Source organism: Georgenia sp. Z1344 (assembly GCF_057652375.1).
In genome coordinates, this window is record NZ_CM172728.1 from 2535531 (window position 1) to 2551616 (window position 16086).

The following is a 16086-nucleotide window of genomic DNA, read 5'->3' on the forward strand; positions in this document are numbered from 1 at the left end:
CCCACGATCCCGCGGAGGTACCTGTGGATCACCAGCTGGAACTCGTCGTCGACGGCGAGGAACGCACCGTGGCCGTCGACCCGCGCACCACCCTGCTCGATGCCCTTCGGGACCGGCTGGGCGTGATGTCGCCGAAGAAGGGCTGCGACCACGGCCAGTGCGGGGCGTGCACCGTCCTCGTCGACGGCCGCCGCCTCAACTCCTGCCTCGCGCTCGCCCTCGTCCACGACGGGGCCGAGGTCACCACGTCGGACGGTCTCGCCGAGGGCGACGCACCCGCCGCCCTGCACAGGGCCTTCCTCGAGCAGGACGCGTTCCAGTGCGGCTACTGCACGCCGGGACAGGTCTGCTCGGCCGCCGGCATGCTGCGGGAGGCGGCCGACGGCGCACCGAGCGCCGCGAGCGACGACCTCGAGGGACCGACGGAGCTGTCCGACGCGGAGATCCGTGAGCGGATGAGCGGCAACCTGTGCCGCTGCGGCGCCTACGTCAACATCGTGGCGGCCGTCCGGCAGGTGGCGGAGGAGCAGCGATGAGACCCTTCGACTACGAGCGGGCCGCCGACCCGCAGGGCGCGGTCGCCGCCGTCGCGGACCGCCCGGACGCCGCCTTCCTCGCGGGCGGCACGAACCTCGTCGACCACCTCAAGCTCGGCGTGCGCGAGCCGGACCTGCTGGTCGACATCAACCGGCTCGACCTGGCAGAGGTCGAGGACCTGGACGACGGCGGCGTGCGGATCGGGGCGATGGTGCGCAACAGCGACCTCGCCGCGCACCCCCGCATCCGCCGGAACTACCCGGTGCTCTCGCGCGCCCTGCTCTCTGGTGCCTCCGGGCAGCTGCGCAACGCGGCGACCACCGGCGGGAACCTGCTGCAGCGGACCCGCTGCGTGTACTTCCAGGACGTCAGCACGCCGTGCAACAAGCGCGAGCCCGGGTCCGGCTGCTCGGCGATCGGTGGCTACACCCGGTACCACGCCGTCCTCGGCGCGTCCGAGCACTGCGTCGCCACCCACCCCTCCGACATGGCCGTCGCCCTGGCCGCACTCGACGCCACGGTCGTCGTCCTCGGGCCCGACGGTGAACGCCGCCTCCCGGTCGTCGAGCTCCACCGGCTCCCGGGCGACCGGCCCGAGACGGACACGGTCCTCGCCCACGGCGAGCTGATCACGTCGGTGGAGCTGCCCCCGCCGACGCCGTCGTCCCGCTCCACCTACCGGAAGGTCCGCGACCGCGCCTCCTACGCCTTCGCGCTCGTCTCCGTCGCCGCGGTCGTCGACCTCGACGAGACCGGCCCTACGCCGAGGATCCGGGACGCACGGATCGCGCTCGGCGGCGTTGCCCACAAGCCGTGGCGGGCGCGGCCGGCCGAGGAGGTGCTGCGCGGCGCCGAGCCCACGCGCGAGGTGTTCCGCCGCGCCGCCGACGCCGAGCTCGAGGCGGCGAGGACGTTGGAGGGCAACGCGTTCAAGGTCCCCATGGCGCGCGGCACCCTCGTCGCCGTGCTCGCCGAGCTCACCGGCATCGAGGTGAGCGACGATGAGTGAGCTCCTCGCCGCCTCCGCGATCGGCACCGACCCGGCACGCCTCGAGGGCGCCGACAAGGTCCGCGGCCGCGTGCCCTACGCCTACGAGCACGAGGTCGGCACCGCGCTGTACCTCTACCCGCTGCAGGCCACCGTGGCCCGCGGCCGCGCGGCCGGCATCGACACCGCCGCCGCCGGGTCCGTCGACGGGGTCGTGCACGTCCTCACCTACCGGGACGCGCCGGCGCTCGGCGACACCTCCGACGGCGAGCTCGCCGTCCTGCAGAGCGCCGAGATCGGATTCCGTGGCCAGTACCTGGGCGCCGTGGTCGCCACGACGCCGGAGGTCGCGCGGCACGCCGCCGGCCTTGTCGAGATCCGCTACGAGCACCAGGAGCACGACGCCGACTTCCGCGCCGACCATCCGTCGCTGCGCGAGCCGGAAGGCGGCGCGGACGACGTCGACGACGGCGACCTGGACGCGGCCCTGGCCGACGCGGAGGTCGTCGTCGACGAGAGCTACGCGACGCCGATGGAGCACAACAACCCGATGGAGCCGCACACCACCGTCGCGCGCTGGGACGGCGACCGGCTCACCCTGTGGATGTCGACGCAGGGCGCGCACCCGGCACGGGAGGCGCTCGCCCCCGTCCTCGGGATCGAGCCGGAGCAGCTGCGGATCGTGGCCCCGCACATCGGCGGCGGCTTCGGCTCCAAGGGACTGCCGCACGCCGACGCCGTGCTCGCGGCGCTGGCCGCGCGCGGCGTGCCCGGGCGCGCGGTGAAGTACGCCGTCTCCCGGCAGCAGATGTTCGCGCTCACCGGCTACCGGGCGCCGACGCGTCAGCACGTGCGGCTCGGCGCCCGCGCCGACGGCACGCTCACCGCGTTCGGGTTCGACGCGGTCGCGATGTCCTCGCGCACCAAGGAGTTCACGGAGCTGGCCGCCAAGCCGGCGCGCATGATGTATGCCGGACGACACAGGCGGATCACCCAGCGCGTGGTGCCCCTCGACGTCCCCGTGCCGTCGTGGATGCGCGCCCCCGGCGAGGCGCCCGGCATGGTGGCGCTCGAGATCGCGATGGACGAGCTCGCCGCCCGCTGCGGCGTGGACCCGATCGTCCTTCGCGAGCGCAACGAGCCGGACGCCGACCCCGACACCGGCTTGCCGTTCAACCGGCGCCGGCTCATCGAGTGCCTGCACGTCGGCGCCGAGCGCTTCGGCTGGGCCGACCGCGATCCGGCCCCGCGCTCGCGACCCGAGGACGGCTGGCTGATCGGCACGGGGGTCGCCTCGGCGCTCTACCCCTCGTTCCGGCAGCCCGGCTCGGTCGCGCGCATCCGTCGCACGGACGGCGGCTACCGCGTCGACATCGGCGCGGCGGACCTCGGCACCGGAACCTGGACCACGCTGAGCCAGGTCGCTGCGGACGCGCTGCGCGTGCCGCTGTCCCAGATCGACCTGCGGATCGGCGACACGGACCTGCCGAACGCCACCGTGGCGGGCGGCTCGAGCGGGCTGTCCAGCTGGAGCGCCGCCGTCCTGACGGCCGCGGAGAACTTCCACGACGAGCACGGCGCCGACCCCGCCGCCGGGGCCGAGGCGGAGGGGACGGCCGACCCCAACCCGGCGTCGAAGGAGCTGTCGCTCAACTCGTTCGGGGCGCACTTCGCCCAGGTACGGATCAACGAGTCCACGGGCGAGATCCGGCTCGACCGCATGCTGGGCGTCTTCTCCGCCGGCCGGATCGTCAACCCCCGCACGGCGCGGTCGCAGCTCATCGGCGGCATGACGATGGGCGCGGGCATGGCCCTCCTCGAGAAGAGCGAGCTCGACCCTCGGTTCGGCCACGTCGTCAACCACGACCTCGCCGAGTACCACGTGCCGGTGAGCGCCGACATCCCCGAGATCGACGTCACCTGGCTCGACGAGGAGGACCCCGCCTCGGGACCGCTGGGCGCGCGCGGGATCGGCGAGATCGGCATCGTCGGCTCCCCGGCCGCGATCGCCAACGCCGCCTACCACGCCACCGGTGTGCGCGTGCGCGACCTGCCGCTCTTCGGGGACGCCTTCCTGCGCGGCTGACAGTCTCGGTCAGGACCGCCCGGTCAGCGCTTCGCGCGCCGTCCCCGACGCCGGGTGCAGCGGACCGTCGCCGGCGCTGAGCGGTGCGATCCGACGGGTCCCGGCACGGACGCCGAGCATCTCGGCGAGGATCGCGACGGCCACCTCGGCCGGCGTGACGGCTCCGAGGTCGAGCCCGATGGGGGAGTGCAGCCGCGCGAGCGCGGCCTCGCCGACGCCCTGCGCGCGGAGCGCCGCCCGCCGGTCGCGGTCGGCCGGCCGCGAGCCCATCGCTCCGACATAGGCGACGCCGAGGTCGAGCGCCCGGGCGATCGCCGGGAGGTCGACCTTGGGGTCGTGCGTGAGCACGCAGACGAGGCTGCGCGAGTCGAGGTCGCCCGACCGCGCCGCCTTCTCCAGGTACAGGTGCGGCCAGTCGCGCACCACCTCGGCGCCCGGGAAGCCGTCCGGGTCGGTGAAGGCGGGACGAGGGTCGCAGACGGTGATCCGGTGGCCGAGCGGGCGCGCGGCCTCGACGAGCGCGTGGCTGAAGGCGTTGGCACCCGCCACGACCAGGTGCACGGGCCGCGTGCGGGACTCCACACGAGCTCCAGCGGCTCCTCCTGCTCGTGGCCCGGCGATCCGCCCGGCGGCGCGCAGCGCACGCGGCCCGTCCGGCCCGAGCGCACCATCTCGCCCACCTGCGCCGTCGCCTGCTCGAGCGCAGGACCGGGGACCATCGGAGCGAGCGCCGACCGCACAGCGGCCTCGTCCTGGTCGAGGAGCACCACGGCGCCCGGGACCGAGGACGGGCGTCCGCCCCGCCCGCCCGACGTGCCGGACCCGCCGGGACCGGCGGCTCCCGGCAGCACGGCGACCATCGCGACCGGCTCCCGGGTCTGCACGGGCACGGCGTGGTCCGCGGGGAAGAACGGCTGGACCAGCACGTGGACGCTGCCGCCGCACATGAGGCCGACGGCCAGAGCGTCGTCGTCGCTGTAGCCGAACCGGTGCACCGCCGCGCGGCCGGTCGCCAGCGCGTCCTGGCAGGCCTCGAGCACCGCACCCTCGACACAGCCGCCCGTGAGCGAGCCTCGCACGGTCCCACCCGCGTCGACGAGCATCGACGTGCCGACGGGACGCGGCACGGATCCGGTCGTGGCCACGACGGTGGCCAGGGCGCACGCGCGAGGCCGGACAGGGTCGGTGAGCCGTTCCTGCAGCTCGGCGAAGGACTCCAGCACGTTCCCAGGCTAGGCGGGAGCGGAGTCGTATCCGCGCCCGTCGAGCGTCGGCACGTTCCCGGCCCTCGGCAGGGCCTGGCACGATGGCGGGGTGAAGATCGCAACCGTCAACGTCAACGGGGTCCGGGCCGCCTACCGCAAGGGCATGGGGGAGTGGCTCGCGGAGGCCGCCCCCGAGGTCGCGCTCCTCCAGGAGGTCCGCGCCGACGAGGCCACGCTCTCCGGTCTCCTCGGGGACGGGTGGACCGTGGTCCAGCAGGCCAGCGACCTCAAGGGCCGGGCGGGCGTCGCCATCGCCACGACGCTCGACGTCACGGCGGTGCGCATCGGCCTGGGGACCGAGAAGGAGGCCCCGGTCGACACGGGGCGGTGGGTCGAGGCCGACGTCGTCGTCCCCGGCCTCGACGTCCCGCTCACGCTGGTCTCCGCGTACATCCACTCGGGCACGGTCACCGACCAGCAGAAGATGGACAACAAGTACGCCCACCTGCGCCGCACCACGGCCCGGCTGTCCGAGCTCACCGAGCAGCACGCCGCAGGCGAGCGCGAGGTCCTGCTGGCCGGCGACCTCAACATCGTCCGCACCGAGCAGGACATCAAGAACTGGAAGGGCAACCACAACAAGACCTCCGGCGTGCTCGACGACGAGATCGCGTTCGTCGACACCTGGATCGACGAGCTCGGGCTCGTCGACGTCCACCGGCAGCTCTCCGGTGACGTCCAGGGCCCGTACACGTGGTGGTCGAACCGCGGCAAGGCGTTCGACAACGACGCCGGCTGGCGGATCGACTACCAGCTCGTCACCCCCGGGTTCGCCGGGCGTGCCCAGGAGTCGCAGGTCGACCGCGCCCCGAGCTGGGACACGCGCTGGTCCGACCACGCCCCGCTGGTGGTCACCTACGCCTGACCGGGCTCGCCCACCCGTACTCTCGACGGGCGTGGCCCGACCGCGCCCCGCTCGTCGTCGTCGTCGCCCTCGCCCGACCGGTCCGTGAGCGTGCGACGAACGCGCGCGAGGTCGATAACCTGCAGGGTGTGACCGAGACGACGAGGGTGACCGAGGCCGACGACCCCCGGCCCGCCGACGGGGCACCGACCCTGAAGGACCGCGCGCTCGCGGCCTGGGAGTGGGTGCAGAGCTCCCGGCTGTGGCGGGCGAACCAGCGCTACGGGACGGCGCGCGGCGCCATGCTCGCGGGCGGCATCGCGTACTCGGCCCTGTTCTCGATCTTCGCCGCGCTCGCCATCGGCTGGACGATCTTCAGCCGCATCATGGGCGGCAACGACGAGCTGCGCCAGACCGTCATCGACGCCGTCAACGACGCGATGCCCGGCATCATCGACGACGGCACCAACGGCGGCCTCGTCAGTCCCGACCAGCTCGTCGTGTCCACGGCGCTCAACCCGGCGTCGATCATCGCCCTCGCCGTCCTGGTCTGGACCGCGAGCTCGGTGATGAACAACCTCCGGCTCGCCATCCAGGCGATGTTCGGCATCAACGCGCCGCCCGAGAACTTCGTCGTCGGCCGGCTCGCGCGCCCCATCGCCGGGTTCGTCGTCCTCGCGCTCGCGGTGCTCACCACCGCGATCGCGTCGATCATGGTCAACACGATCGGCTCGACGGTGCTCGACCTCATCGGCATCGAGGGACAGACCGGCCAGTGGCTGCTGCGCATCGGGACGATCGCGGCCTCGTTCGTCATCGACGCGCTCGTCTTCGTCATGCTCATCTCCTTCACGGCGTCCGTGAAGCCGCCGCGGAAGGACCTCCTGGCGGGCGCCGCGATCGGCGCCGTCGGATCGGGTGTCCTGCGTGCGCTCGGCACCAGCGCGGTCGGGGCCGTCGACAACCCGCTCCTCGCCGGTTTCGCCGCGATCGCCACCCTGCTGCTCTGGGTCAATCTGCTCGCCCGCCTCATGCTCTACGTCAGCGCCTTCATCGCGAACCCGCCGCTGCCGCAGCTCGCCGAGGCTCCCGAGGAGGTCCACTTCACCGAGCGGCCGAACTACATCACCGAGTCCGTCCCGGAGACCAAGGACTGGCCGCACCAGCAGATCACGGGCGTCATCGACGTCGACCCGTCGCTCAATCCCGACGCCGTCGCGGCCCGCGAGCGCGAGGAGCGGATCGCCGAGGAGATGGGGTCGAACCCGGGCGGCTTCCTCGGGTCGTTCCGCGAGCGCCGCGTGCGCAGGCTCGAGGAGAAGGCCGCGGAGGCCCGCCGGGAGCTCGACGCCGACACGCGCAAGGTCTACGAGAAGTACGGGCCGAAGGACGAACGGTGAGCGTCCCGGTCGAGCCGGACGGCGTTCCGGTGATCCACGCGATCGTCCCGGCCGGCGGGGCGGGCACGCGCCTGTGGCCGCTCTCGCGCCGCGACCGCCCGAAGTTCCTCCTCGACCTCACCGGGTCCGGGCGCTCGCTCCTCGAGGCCACGGTCGGCCGCCTCGCACCGCTGGCGGCGACGACGACGATCGTCACCGGCGTCGCCCACGCGGAGGCCGTGGCCGAGCAGGTGGGGGACCGCGCCGAGGTCGTCGCCGAGCCCAGCCCGCGGGACTCGATGGCCGCGATCGGCCTCGCCGCCGCGATCCTCGCGGAACGGCACGGACCCGACGCGGTGATCGGCTCCTTCGCCGCGGACCACCTCGTCACCGACGAGGCGGCTTTCGTCTCCGCGGTCGCCCAGGCGGCCGTGGCCGCGCGGCGCGGCGACGTCTCCCTCGTCACCGTCGGCCTCACGCCGACCCACCCCGCCACCGGGTTCGGCTACATCGCCGTGGGCGAGCCGCTGGGGGAGGAGCACGCCCCCGACGCCCGCCGCGTCGACAGCTTCGTCGAGAAGCCCGATGCCGCCACCGCACGCACCTACGTCCACGGCGGCGCGCACCTGTGGAACGCGGGCATGTTCGTCGCCCTCGCCGGGGACCTCCTCGACGCGCTCGCGGAGCTGCACCCCGAGCTCGCGACCGGGCTCGGTGCCGTCGGCCGGGCCTGGGACACCCCCGAGCGCGACGCCGTGCTCGACGAGACCTGGCCGACCCTCACCCGCATCGCCATCGACCACGCCCTGGCCGAGCCGCTCGCCGCGGAGGGCCGCGTCGCCGTGGTGCCCGCCGACCTCGGGTGGACCGACGTCGGGGACGCCGACTCGCTGGCCTCGGTCCTCGTCCCCGACGACCGCGGGGTGGCCGCAGCGCCGGGGACCCGCATCGTCGCCGAGGACGCCGAGGGCGCCTTCGTCCACGCGCCCGGTCGCACGGTGGCCCTGCTCGGGGTGCCCGGCGTCGTCGTCGTCGACACCGGTGACGCGCTGCTCGTGACGACCCGCGAGCGGGCCCAGGGCGTCAAGGGGGTCGTCGACTCCCTCGAGGGGCGCGGCCTCGGTCACCTCGCCTGAGGGCACCTCGCACGGGGCGGGCCGGCCCCGGACCGCTCGACACCGGACCGCCCCGCCGGTGGCAGCCTCACCCAGGGCCGCCCGCGGGCCCGAGTACCGTTGAGCGGTGCCTGCCCCCGACCTGCTGTCCGCCGTCGTCTCCTCGATCGACGCCCGCTCCGACGATCTCGTCGCGTGGCGCCGCCGCATCCACATGAACCCGGAGACGGCGTTCACCGAGCACGAGACGGCTGCGTTCGTCGAGGAGGTCCTCATCGGCGCCGGCCTGAGCCCGCGCAGGGTCGCGGGGACCGGCGTCGTCGTCGACCTCGGTCCGGACCCCCGCCGCTCCCACCCCGCCCCGCCGAACGGCGCGAGCACCCCCGCCGACCGGTCCCGCCGATCGGGCGGCCGGCACGTGCCCGGCGGGCGGCTCGCGCTGCGCGCCGACATGGACGCGCTGCCGATCCCCGAGACCACGCGGCTGCCGTTCGCGTCGAAGCGGCGCGGGGCCGCCCACGCCTGCGGGCACGACATCCACACCACCGCCCTGCTCGGCGCCACCCTGGCGCTCGCCGAGCTCGACGCGGCGGGCCGACTGGCCCGCGGCGTGCGTGCGATCTTCCAGCCGGCCGAGGAGGCCCAGCCCTCGGGCGCTCGCACCCTGGTCGAGCACGGCGTGCTCGAGGGCGTGGGCGGGATCTTTGCGCTGCACTGCGACCCCAAGCTCGACGTCGGCCGGCTCGGGAGCCGCATCGGCGCGATCACCGCGGCCTCCGACGCCGTCACCGTCCACGTGCGCTCCGACGGCGGCCACACGTCGAGGCCGCACCTGACCGGGGACGTCGTCAACGCCCTGGCCACCGTCGTCACCGGCCTGCCCGCCGTGCTGCGCCGCCGACTCGACCCGCGCATCGGGGTCGACCTCACGTTCGGCGCGATCCAGGCCGGGACCGCCGCCAACGCCATGCCGTCGACCGGCGTGCTGCGCGGCACCCTGCGCTGCCTCGACGCCGACGCCTGGCAGGAGGCGGGTGCGCTCGTCGAGCCCGCCGTGCGCGCGATGCTCCAGCCCTTCGGGGTCGAGGTCGACGTCGAGGTGCTCCAGGGCATCCCGCCGGTCGTCAACGACGAGCGCGCCACCCGAGCCCTGGACCGGGCGGCCAAGTCGGTCCTCGGCGAGGACTCGACCGAGCTGACCGAGCAGTCGCTCGGTGGGGAGGACTTCGCCTGGTACCTGCGCAGGGTCCCCGGTGCGCTCGCGCGCCTCGGCACCCGCACCCCCGGGGGGACGACCTACGACCTCCACCGCGGGGACGCGCAGTTCGACGAGCGTGCCCTCGCCGCCGGCGCCAAGGTCCTCGCCGGTGTGGCCCTCACGGGTGCCTCCGACGCGTCCTCCTGACCGCCGGCCGGACCTCGCCGGGGACCGCGACGGGACCGGCTCGGCGCCGTCCGACAGGGCCTCCTCACCGCCGCGTCGCGGCCCGCCGGGTCCCACTCCTCGGACCCGCGATCCAGTGGGCGAACAACCGGTGTCGACCGGGTGACCGACGCGACAACGGGGCCGGTCACGGATGCGCATCAACTGGCCGGACGGGGCCGTCCGGGCCACTAGTGTGAGCCGCACTCACCCCGGTGCGTCGGCAATCGGAGCCGACGCCGGACGGATCGGAGATCGCGTGAAGAAGACCCTCACCCTCAGCAGCGTCGCCCTCGCTGCGGCCCTCGTGCTCGCCGCCTGCGGCGACGCGCCCGACGAGGAGGGCTCGGCCGACGGCGACGAGTCCACCCCCGCCGAGGACACGGGCGGCGAGACGGGCTCGGAGAGCGGCAGCGAGTCCGCCTCGGGCGGCGCCACCGGTGCCTCGTCCGACACGACCGCCTGCATGGTCTCCGACCAGGGCGGCTTCGACGACCAGTCGTTCAACCAGTCCGGCGCCGAGGGCCTGCAGGAGGCCGTCGACACGTACGGCATCGGCCAGATCCTCGTCGAGTCCCAGACGGACGCCGACTACACCCAGAACGTCGACTCCCTCATCTCGCAGGGCTGCAACCTCGTGTTCGGCGTCGGCTTCCTCCTCGAGAACGCCATCGAGCAGGCCGCGAACGACAACCCCGACGTCAGCTTCGCGCTCATCGACTCCGGCTTCCAGACCGACGACTTCCAGCCCGTCGAGCTCGAGAACGGCCGCCCGCTCATCTTCGACACCGTCCAGGCGGCCTTCCTCGCGGGCTACGCCTCGGCGGGCATGTCCGAGACCGGTATCGTCGCCACCTTCGGCGGCATCCAGCTCCCGTCGGTCACCATCTTCATGGACGGCTTCGCGCTCGGCGTCGACGCCTACAACGAGGACAACGGCACCGACGTCGCCGTCCTCGGCTGGGACGAGGAGGCCCAGGAGGGCTCCTTCACCGGCAACTTCGAGGACCAGGGGCAGGGCCAGACCCTCGCCGACCAGTTCATCGCCCAGGGCGCGGACATCATCATGCCGGTGGCCGGCCCCGTCGGCCTCGGTGCCGCCGCGGCCGCCGAGTCGGCCGGCGACGTCATGATCGTCGGCGTCGACTCCGACTGGTACGAGTCGACCGACTACGGCGACATCGTGCTCACCTCGGTCCTCAAGGAGATCGGCCAGTCCGTCGTCGACACCGTCGGGGACTACGAGGAGGACAGCTTCGACAACACCCCGTACGTGGGCACCCTCGAGAACGGTGGTGTGTCCATCGCCCCGTTCCACGACTTCGAGGCGGACGTGCCGTCCGAGCTCGTCGACCGGCTCGCGGAGCTCGAGGAGGAGATCATCTCCGGCGAGCGCACCGTGGAGTCGGTGTCCAGCCCGCAGCAGTGATCTCGCCGCGACCCTGAGCGGTCGTACGACCCACGGCGGCCCGGCCCGGTAGGCCGGGCCGCCGTGGCGTCCCCCTCGGTCGGCGCTAGTGTGACGACCGCCCCGACCCGCCCGCCGTCCCGCTCCCCGCGTCGGCCGGCCCAGACGAAGAGCGAAGGAGCTCAACTCCCGTGAAGCTCGAGCTGCGCGGCATCACCAAGGTCTTCGGGCCGCTCGTCGCCAACGACTCCGTCGACCTCGTGGTCCGGCCCGGCGAGATCCACGCCCTCCTGGGCGAGAACGGCGCCGGCAAGTCCACCCTGATGAACGTCCTGTACGGCCTCTACCGGCCCGACGGCGGACAGATCCTCATCGACGACGAGCCCGTCGAGCTCGACGGACCGGGCGACGCGGTGGCCGCCGGCATCGGCATGGTCCACCAGCACTTCATGCTCGTGCCCGTGTTCACCGTCGCCGAGTCGGTCGTCCTCGGCCAGGAGCCCACCGGCCCCTCGGGCCTCATCCGCAAGCGGGAGGCGGCCGGTCTCGTCCGGCAGATCTCCTCGCGCTTCGGGTTCGACCTCGATCCCGACGCGCGCATCGGCGACCTCCCCGTCGGCGCCCAGCAGCGCGTCGAGATCGTCAAGGCCCTGTCCCGCCAGGCCTCCATCCTCATCCTCGACGAGCCCACCGCCGTGCTCACCCCGCAGGAGACGGACGAGCTCATCGCCATCATGCGCGAGCTCAAGGCGGCGGGCACCTCGATCGTCTTCATCACCCACAAGCTCCGCGAGGTCCGCGCGGTCGCCGACACCATCACCGTCATCCGCAGGGGCAAGGTCGTCGCCACCGTCGAGCCGTCCCTGCCGGAGGCCGAGCTCGCCTCGCTCATGGTGGGGCGCCCCGTCGAGATGCAGGTCGCCAAGGAGCCGGCCCAGCCCTCCGGCGAGGGCTTCGCCCTCGAGAACGTCACCGTCCTCGACGACGAGAACCGGGTGGTGCTCGACGACGTGTCGCTCGACGTGCGCCGGGGCGAGATCCTCGTCGTCGCGGGCGTCCAGGGCAACGGGCAGACCGAGCTGACCGAGACGATCCTCGGCCTCACCCGACCGGTGCGCGGCCGCCTCACCCTCGACGGGAAGGACGTCACGCGCCGCGGCGTCAAGCAGCGCCTCCACGGCGGCCTCGGCTTCGTCCCGGAGGACCGGTCGACGGACGGCGTCATCTCCTCCTTCTCCGTGGCCGAGAACTACGTGCTCGACCTCTACGACACCGCCCCCTTCGCCGCGGGGCCGTCGATGCGGCCCGGCGAGGTGGCCCGCAACGCCGAGGAGCGCACGAAGGAGTTCGACGTGCGGCTGACCTCGGTCGACGACCCGATCTCCACCCTCTCGGGCGGCAACCAGCAGAAGGTCGTCATGGCCCGGGAGATGTCGAAGCCCCTGCGGCTGTTTGTCGCCTCCCAGCCCACCCGCGGGGTCGACGTCGGCTCCATCGAGTTCATGCACCAGCGGATCGTCGCCGAGCGCGACGCGGGCACGCCGGTCGTCATCGTCTCCACCGAGCTCGACGAGGTCGTCGCCCTCGGCGACCGCATCGCCGTGATGTACCGCGGCGCGATCGTCGGCGTCGTCCCCGGGGACACCGACCGGGACACCCTCGGGCTCATGATGGCGGGCGTGCCCGCAGACGAGGCGGCCGCTCAGGCCGCGACCCACCGCACGACCCTCGGCGCAGCCGACGAGGAGGAGGTCTCGTGACCGAGTCGAACGCCGCCGCGGCCCGCGTCCCGGGCGACCCGGCCGCCGGGCCCGTGGCCGGCCCGGGGGAGGAGGAGTCGACCGCGAGCGGCCGCCGCCGCGACTGGCCGCGCACGCTGCGGGACATCTCCACCAAGGGCTGGCTCGTCACGGTCCTCGCGATCGTCGTGGCCCTCGTCGTCGGGTCGATCCTCGTCATCGTGTCCTCCCCGCGGGTCGCCGAGACGTCGAGCTACTTCTTCGCGCGCCCCTGGGACACGATCTACGCCGCGATCGACGCCGTGTACGGCGCCTACCAGGCGATGTTCCGCGGGGCCATCTGGGACTTCCGCGCCGACTCGCTGACCGGCGCGCTCCAGCCCCTGTCCAACACCCTGGTCAACTCGGTCCCGCTCATCCTCGCCGGCCTCGGCCTGGCCATCGGCTTCCGCGCGGGCCTGTTCAACATCGGCGGCCAGGGCCAGATCATCCTCGGCGCCATCGTCGCCACCTACATCGGGTTCAGCTGGGACCTGCCGGTCGTCCTCCACCTGCTCGTGGCGATCGTCGGTGGTGCGGTCGGCGGGGCGGCGTACGCGTCGATCGCCGGCATCCTCAAGGCGCGCACGGGCGCCAACGAGGTGATCGTGACGATCATGCTCAACTCGATCGCCGGGTTCCTCGTCCTGTACGTCCTCAAGTCCACGGTGTTCGGCGGCGAGCGGCCCAACGGCCAGACGTCCTTCCGGGTGGACCCCGACGCGACCTACCCGCTGCTGCTCGGTGCCGACTTCCGCCTGCACGCCGGCCTGATCGTCGCGATCCTCGCCGCGGTCTTCACCTGGTGGTTCCTCGAGCGCTCGACCTGGGGCTTCGAGCTCCGCGCCGTCGGTGCCAACCCGGACGCCGCGCGCACCGCCGGCATCTCGGTGCCCAAGGCCACGATCGTGGCGATGGCCGTCTCGGGCGCGCTGTGCGGACTCGCCGCGACCGGCCCCGTCCTCGGGACCGAGAAGTACCTCTCCCTCGGCGTCGCCGGCACGTACGGGTTCGACGCGATCACCGTCGCCCTGCTCGGCCGGTCCCGACCGTGGGGCACGTTCTTCGCCGGCCTGCTCTTCGGCGCGCTGCGCGCCGGCGGCACCCTCATGTCGACGACGAACACCACCCCGCTCGAGGGTGCGCCCGCGGCGATGCCGATCGAGTTCATCCTCGTCCTGCAGTCCGTCATCGTCCTGTTCATCGCGGCGCCCCCGCTCGTGCGGTGGATCTTCCACCTGCCCGACCCGACGCGGCCCGCCAGGAAGCGCCGCGAGAGCAGGCGCAGCGGCACGTCCCGGTCCGCCCGCGGGTCCCGCCGCGGCACCGATGCCACCGCCCCCGCCGACGACGCCGCGGACGCCACCGCCACGGCCGACGCCCGTACCAGCACCTCGGAGGAGTCATGAGCGCCGCCGTCGCCGAGCGCGACCTCACGCCCGACCAGGGGCCCATCGAGCAGACCACGCGGGACGAGCTCGCCCCGCGGTCCTGGCGCTGGACGATCGTCCATGCCGTCCTCGCCCTCCTCGTGCTCGGCTGGTTCCTGCCGCGCACCCCCGAGGGCGCGACCACGTTCCAGTTCTCCCTGCGCAACGACGTCGTCCAGATCCCCAACGTCGAGCTGCCCGGCTTCACCACCGTGCTCGTCCTCGGGCTCGTCATCGTCGCGGTCCTCGGGGTCGTCACCTTCCTCGCGTGGTCCCGCAAGCGGGTGACCGTGTGGCTCCAGGTGATCAGCGTCCTCGCGCTCGTCATCGCGTTCCTCACCTGGGTCGGCGCGGGGCGGCCGACGATCATCCCCGTCACCTCGCTCGTGGCAGGCGGCCTCGCGCTGTCGGTCCCGCTCGTGTTCGGTGCGATGTCGGGCATCCTGTGCGAGCGCTCCGGCATCATCAACATCGCCATCGAGGGCCAGCTGCTCGCCGGCGCGTTCCTCGCGGCCGTCGTCGCCTCGATGACCGCGTCCGCCTACGTCGGCATGGTCGCCGCACCGGTCGCCGGCGCGCTCGTCGGCGGCCTGCTCGTGCTCTTCTCCGTGAAGTACCACGTCGACCAGATCATCGTCGGCGTCGTGCTCAACGTCCTCGTCCTCGGTGTCACCGGCTTCCTGTTCTCCACCGTGCTCTCCGGCGACGGCACGGACCTCAACCAGCGGATGCGGCTGCCCGAGCTGCCGATCCCGTGGCTGTCCGACATCCCGATCGTCGGTCCGGTGCTGTTCAACCAGTCGATCCTCGTCTACCTCATGTTCGCCGGCGTGATCGCGCTGCAGATCTACCTGTTCCGCTCCCGGTGGGGCCTGCGCCTGCGCGCCGTCGGCGAGCACCCCAAGGCGGCCGACACGGTGGGCATCGACGTCATCCGTACCCGCGTCTGGTCGACCATGCTCGGCGGCGCCGTCGCCGGGCTCGGCGGCGCGTTCCTCACGGTCGGCTCCGGGCTCGCCTTCGGCAAGGACATGTCCGCCGGGCAGGGGTACATCGCGCTCGCCGCGATGATCCTCGGGCGCTGGAACCCGGTCGGGGCGGTCGCCGCGGCCCTGCTGTTCGGGTTCGCCAAGAACGTCGGCAACGTCCTGTCGTCGATCAACTCGCCCGTGCCGTCCGAGATCCTGCTCATGCTGCCCTACGCGGTGACGATCGTCGCCGTCGCGGGCCTCGTGGGCCGCGTCCGCGCGCCCGCCGCGGAGAACATCCCCTACATCAAGGGCTGAGGCCCGAGGCCGCGCGGGCCGGCCCGCGCGAGGCAAGGAGTGCGATGGCCACCCCCGAACCGGTCGGGCCCGAGACCTGGGAGCGGCTCACGTCGCTCGCCCGCGAGGCGTGCGCGGCCGCGTACGTCCCCTACTCGGGGTTCCCGGTCGGCGCCGCCGCGCTCGTCGACGACGGCCGGTTCGTCTCCGGCTGCAACGTCGAGAACGCCGGCTACGGGGTCACGCTGTGCGCCGAGTGCGGGCTCGTGTCCGACCTCGTCCGCGGCGGCGGGGGCCGGCTCGTCGCGTTCGCCTGCGTCGGCGGCGACGGTGCGCCCCTGAGCCCGTGCGGGCGCTGCCGCCAGCTCCTCGTCGAGCACGCGGCGCCCGGCATGCCGCTCGCCCTTGCCGCGGGCATCCGCACCATCGAGGAGGTCGTCCCGTTCGCGTTCGGCGAGGACGACCTCGCCCGGGCCGCCCGGCGCGCCGAGCACCGGCCCGCCGAGCAGTGTCCTGCCGAGCACGACCCCGCCGGGGACCGCCCGACCCACGACCGCCCGACCCACGA

Annotated in this window: 12 protein-coding genes and 2 pseudogenes; 12 read left to right on the forward strand and 2 right to left on the reverse strand. The window is 73.6% G+C overall.

The features are described from left to right. Positions 1 to 23: 23 nt before the first annotated feature. Genes AC24FB_RS11505 through AC24FB_RS11515 form a run of 3 tightly spaced genes read left to right on the forward strand, consistent with a single transcriptional unit; the run spans position 24 to position 3611 of the window. The gene (locus AC24FB_RS11505) at positions 24 to 536 is read left to right on the forward strand and encodes a (2Fe-2S)-binding protein (protein ID WP_425715433.1); all 513 of its coding nucleotides are present in this window, start codon (positions 24 to 26) and stop codon (positions 534 to 536) included. Further along, positions 533 to 1546: an FAD binding domain-containing protein gene (locus AC24FB_RS11510; protein ID WP_425715434.1), complete on the forward strand. Its 1014-nt coding sequence runs from the start codon at positions 533 to 535 to the stop codon at positions 1544 to 1546. Before AC24FB_RS11505 ends, AC24FB_RS11510 begins: the two co-directional genes overlap by 4 nt. Then, on the forward strand, positions 1539 to 3611 hold the full coding sequence (locus AC24FB_RS11515; RefSeq protein ID WP_425715435.1) for a xanthine dehydrogenase family protein molybdopterin-binding subunit: 2073 nt from the start codon (positions 1539 to 1541) through the stop codon (positions 3609 to 3611). The genes AC24FB_RS11510 and AC24FB_RS11515 overlap by 8 nt, the downstream gene beginning before the upstream one ends. Before the next feature lie 9 nt (positions 3612 to 3620). On the opposite strand, the gene AC24FB_RS11520 is transcribed toward AC24FB_RS11515, so the two are convergent. Both AC24FB_RS11520 and AC24FB_RS11525 read right to left on the reverse strand, forming a co-directional pair. Then, the gene (locus AC24FB_RS11520; protein ID WP_425715436.1) at positions 3621 to 4193 is read right to left on the reverse strand and encodes an XdhC family protein; all 573 of its coding nucleotides are present in this window, start codon (positions 4191 to 4193) and stop codon (positions 3621 to 3623) included. Between the two features lie 458 nt (positions 4194 to 4651). Continuing rightward, a pseudogene (locus tag AC24FB_RS11525) lies at positions 4652 to 4834 on the reverse strand (XdhC family protein); the annotation flags it as partial. Between the two features lie 91 nt (positions 4835 to 4925). Here AC24FB_RS11525 and AC24FB_RS11530 point away from each other — a divergent pair. The 9 genes and pseudogenes from AC24FB_RS11530 to AC24FB_RS11570 form a co-directional block, all read left to right on the forward strand. Next, a complete protein-coding gene (locus AC24FB_RS11530) occupies positions 4926 to 5741 on the forward strand; it encodes an exodeoxyribonuclease III (protein ID WP_425715437.1) in 816 nt (271 codons plus the stop codon). Positions 5742 to 5869: 128 nt separating this feature from the next. Next, positions 5870 to 7120: a YihY/virulence factor BrkB family protein gene (locus AC24FB_RS11535; protein WP_425715438.1), complete on the forward strand. Its 1251-nt coding sequence runs from the start codon at positions 5870 to 5872 to the stop codon at positions 7118 to 7120. After that, positions 7117 to 8235, forward strand: a complete 1119-nt coding sequence (locus AC24FB_RS11540; protein ID WP_425715439.1) for a mannose-1-phosphate guanylyltransferase — start codon at positions 7117 to 7119, stop codon at positions 8233 to 8235. Before AC24FB_RS11535 ends, AC24FB_RS11540 begins: the two co-directional genes overlap by 4 nt. Before the next feature lie 106 nt (positions 8236 to 8341). Beyond that, positions 8342 to 9619, forward strand: a complete 1278-nt coding sequence (locus AC24FB_RS11545; RefSeq protein WP_425715440.1) for an amidohydrolase — start codon at positions 8342 to 8344, stop codon at positions 9617 to 9619. Between the two features lie 277 nt (positions 9620 to 9896). Then, a complete protein-coding gene (locus AC24FB_RS11550) occupies positions 9897 to 11066 on the forward strand; it encodes a BMP family lipoprotein (protein WP_425715441.1) in 1170 nt (389 codons plus the stop codon). Between the two features lie 170 nt (positions 11067 to 11236). Beyond that, on the forward strand, positions 11237 to 12805 hold the full coding sequence (locus tag AC24FB_RS11555; RefSeq protein ID WP_425715442.1) for an ABC transporter ATP-binding protein: 1569 nt from the start codon (positions 11237 to 11239) through the stop codon (positions 12803 to 12805). Continuing rightward, a complete protein-coding gene (locus AC24FB_RS11560) occupies positions 12802 to 14232 on the forward strand; it encodes an ABC transporter permease (RefSeq protein ID WP_425715443.1) in 1431 nt (476 codons plus the stop codon). The genes AC24FB_RS11555 and AC24FB_RS11560 overlap by 4 nt, the downstream gene beginning before the upstream one ends. Next, the gene (locus tag AC24FB_RS11565) at positions 14229 to 15539 is read left to right on the forward strand and encodes an ABC transporter permease (RefSeq protein WP_425715444.1); all 1311 of its coding nucleotides are present in this window, start codon (positions 14229 to 14231) and stop codon (positions 15537 to 15539) included. Before AC24FB_RS11560 ends, AC24FB_RS11565 begins: the two co-directional genes overlap by 4 nt. 44 nt (positions 15540 to 15583) lie before the next feature. Beyond that, positions 15584 to 15991, forward strand: a pseudogene (locus AC24FB_RS11570) (cytidine deaminase); the annotation flags it as partial. Positions 15992 to 16086: the final 95 nt, after the last annotated feature.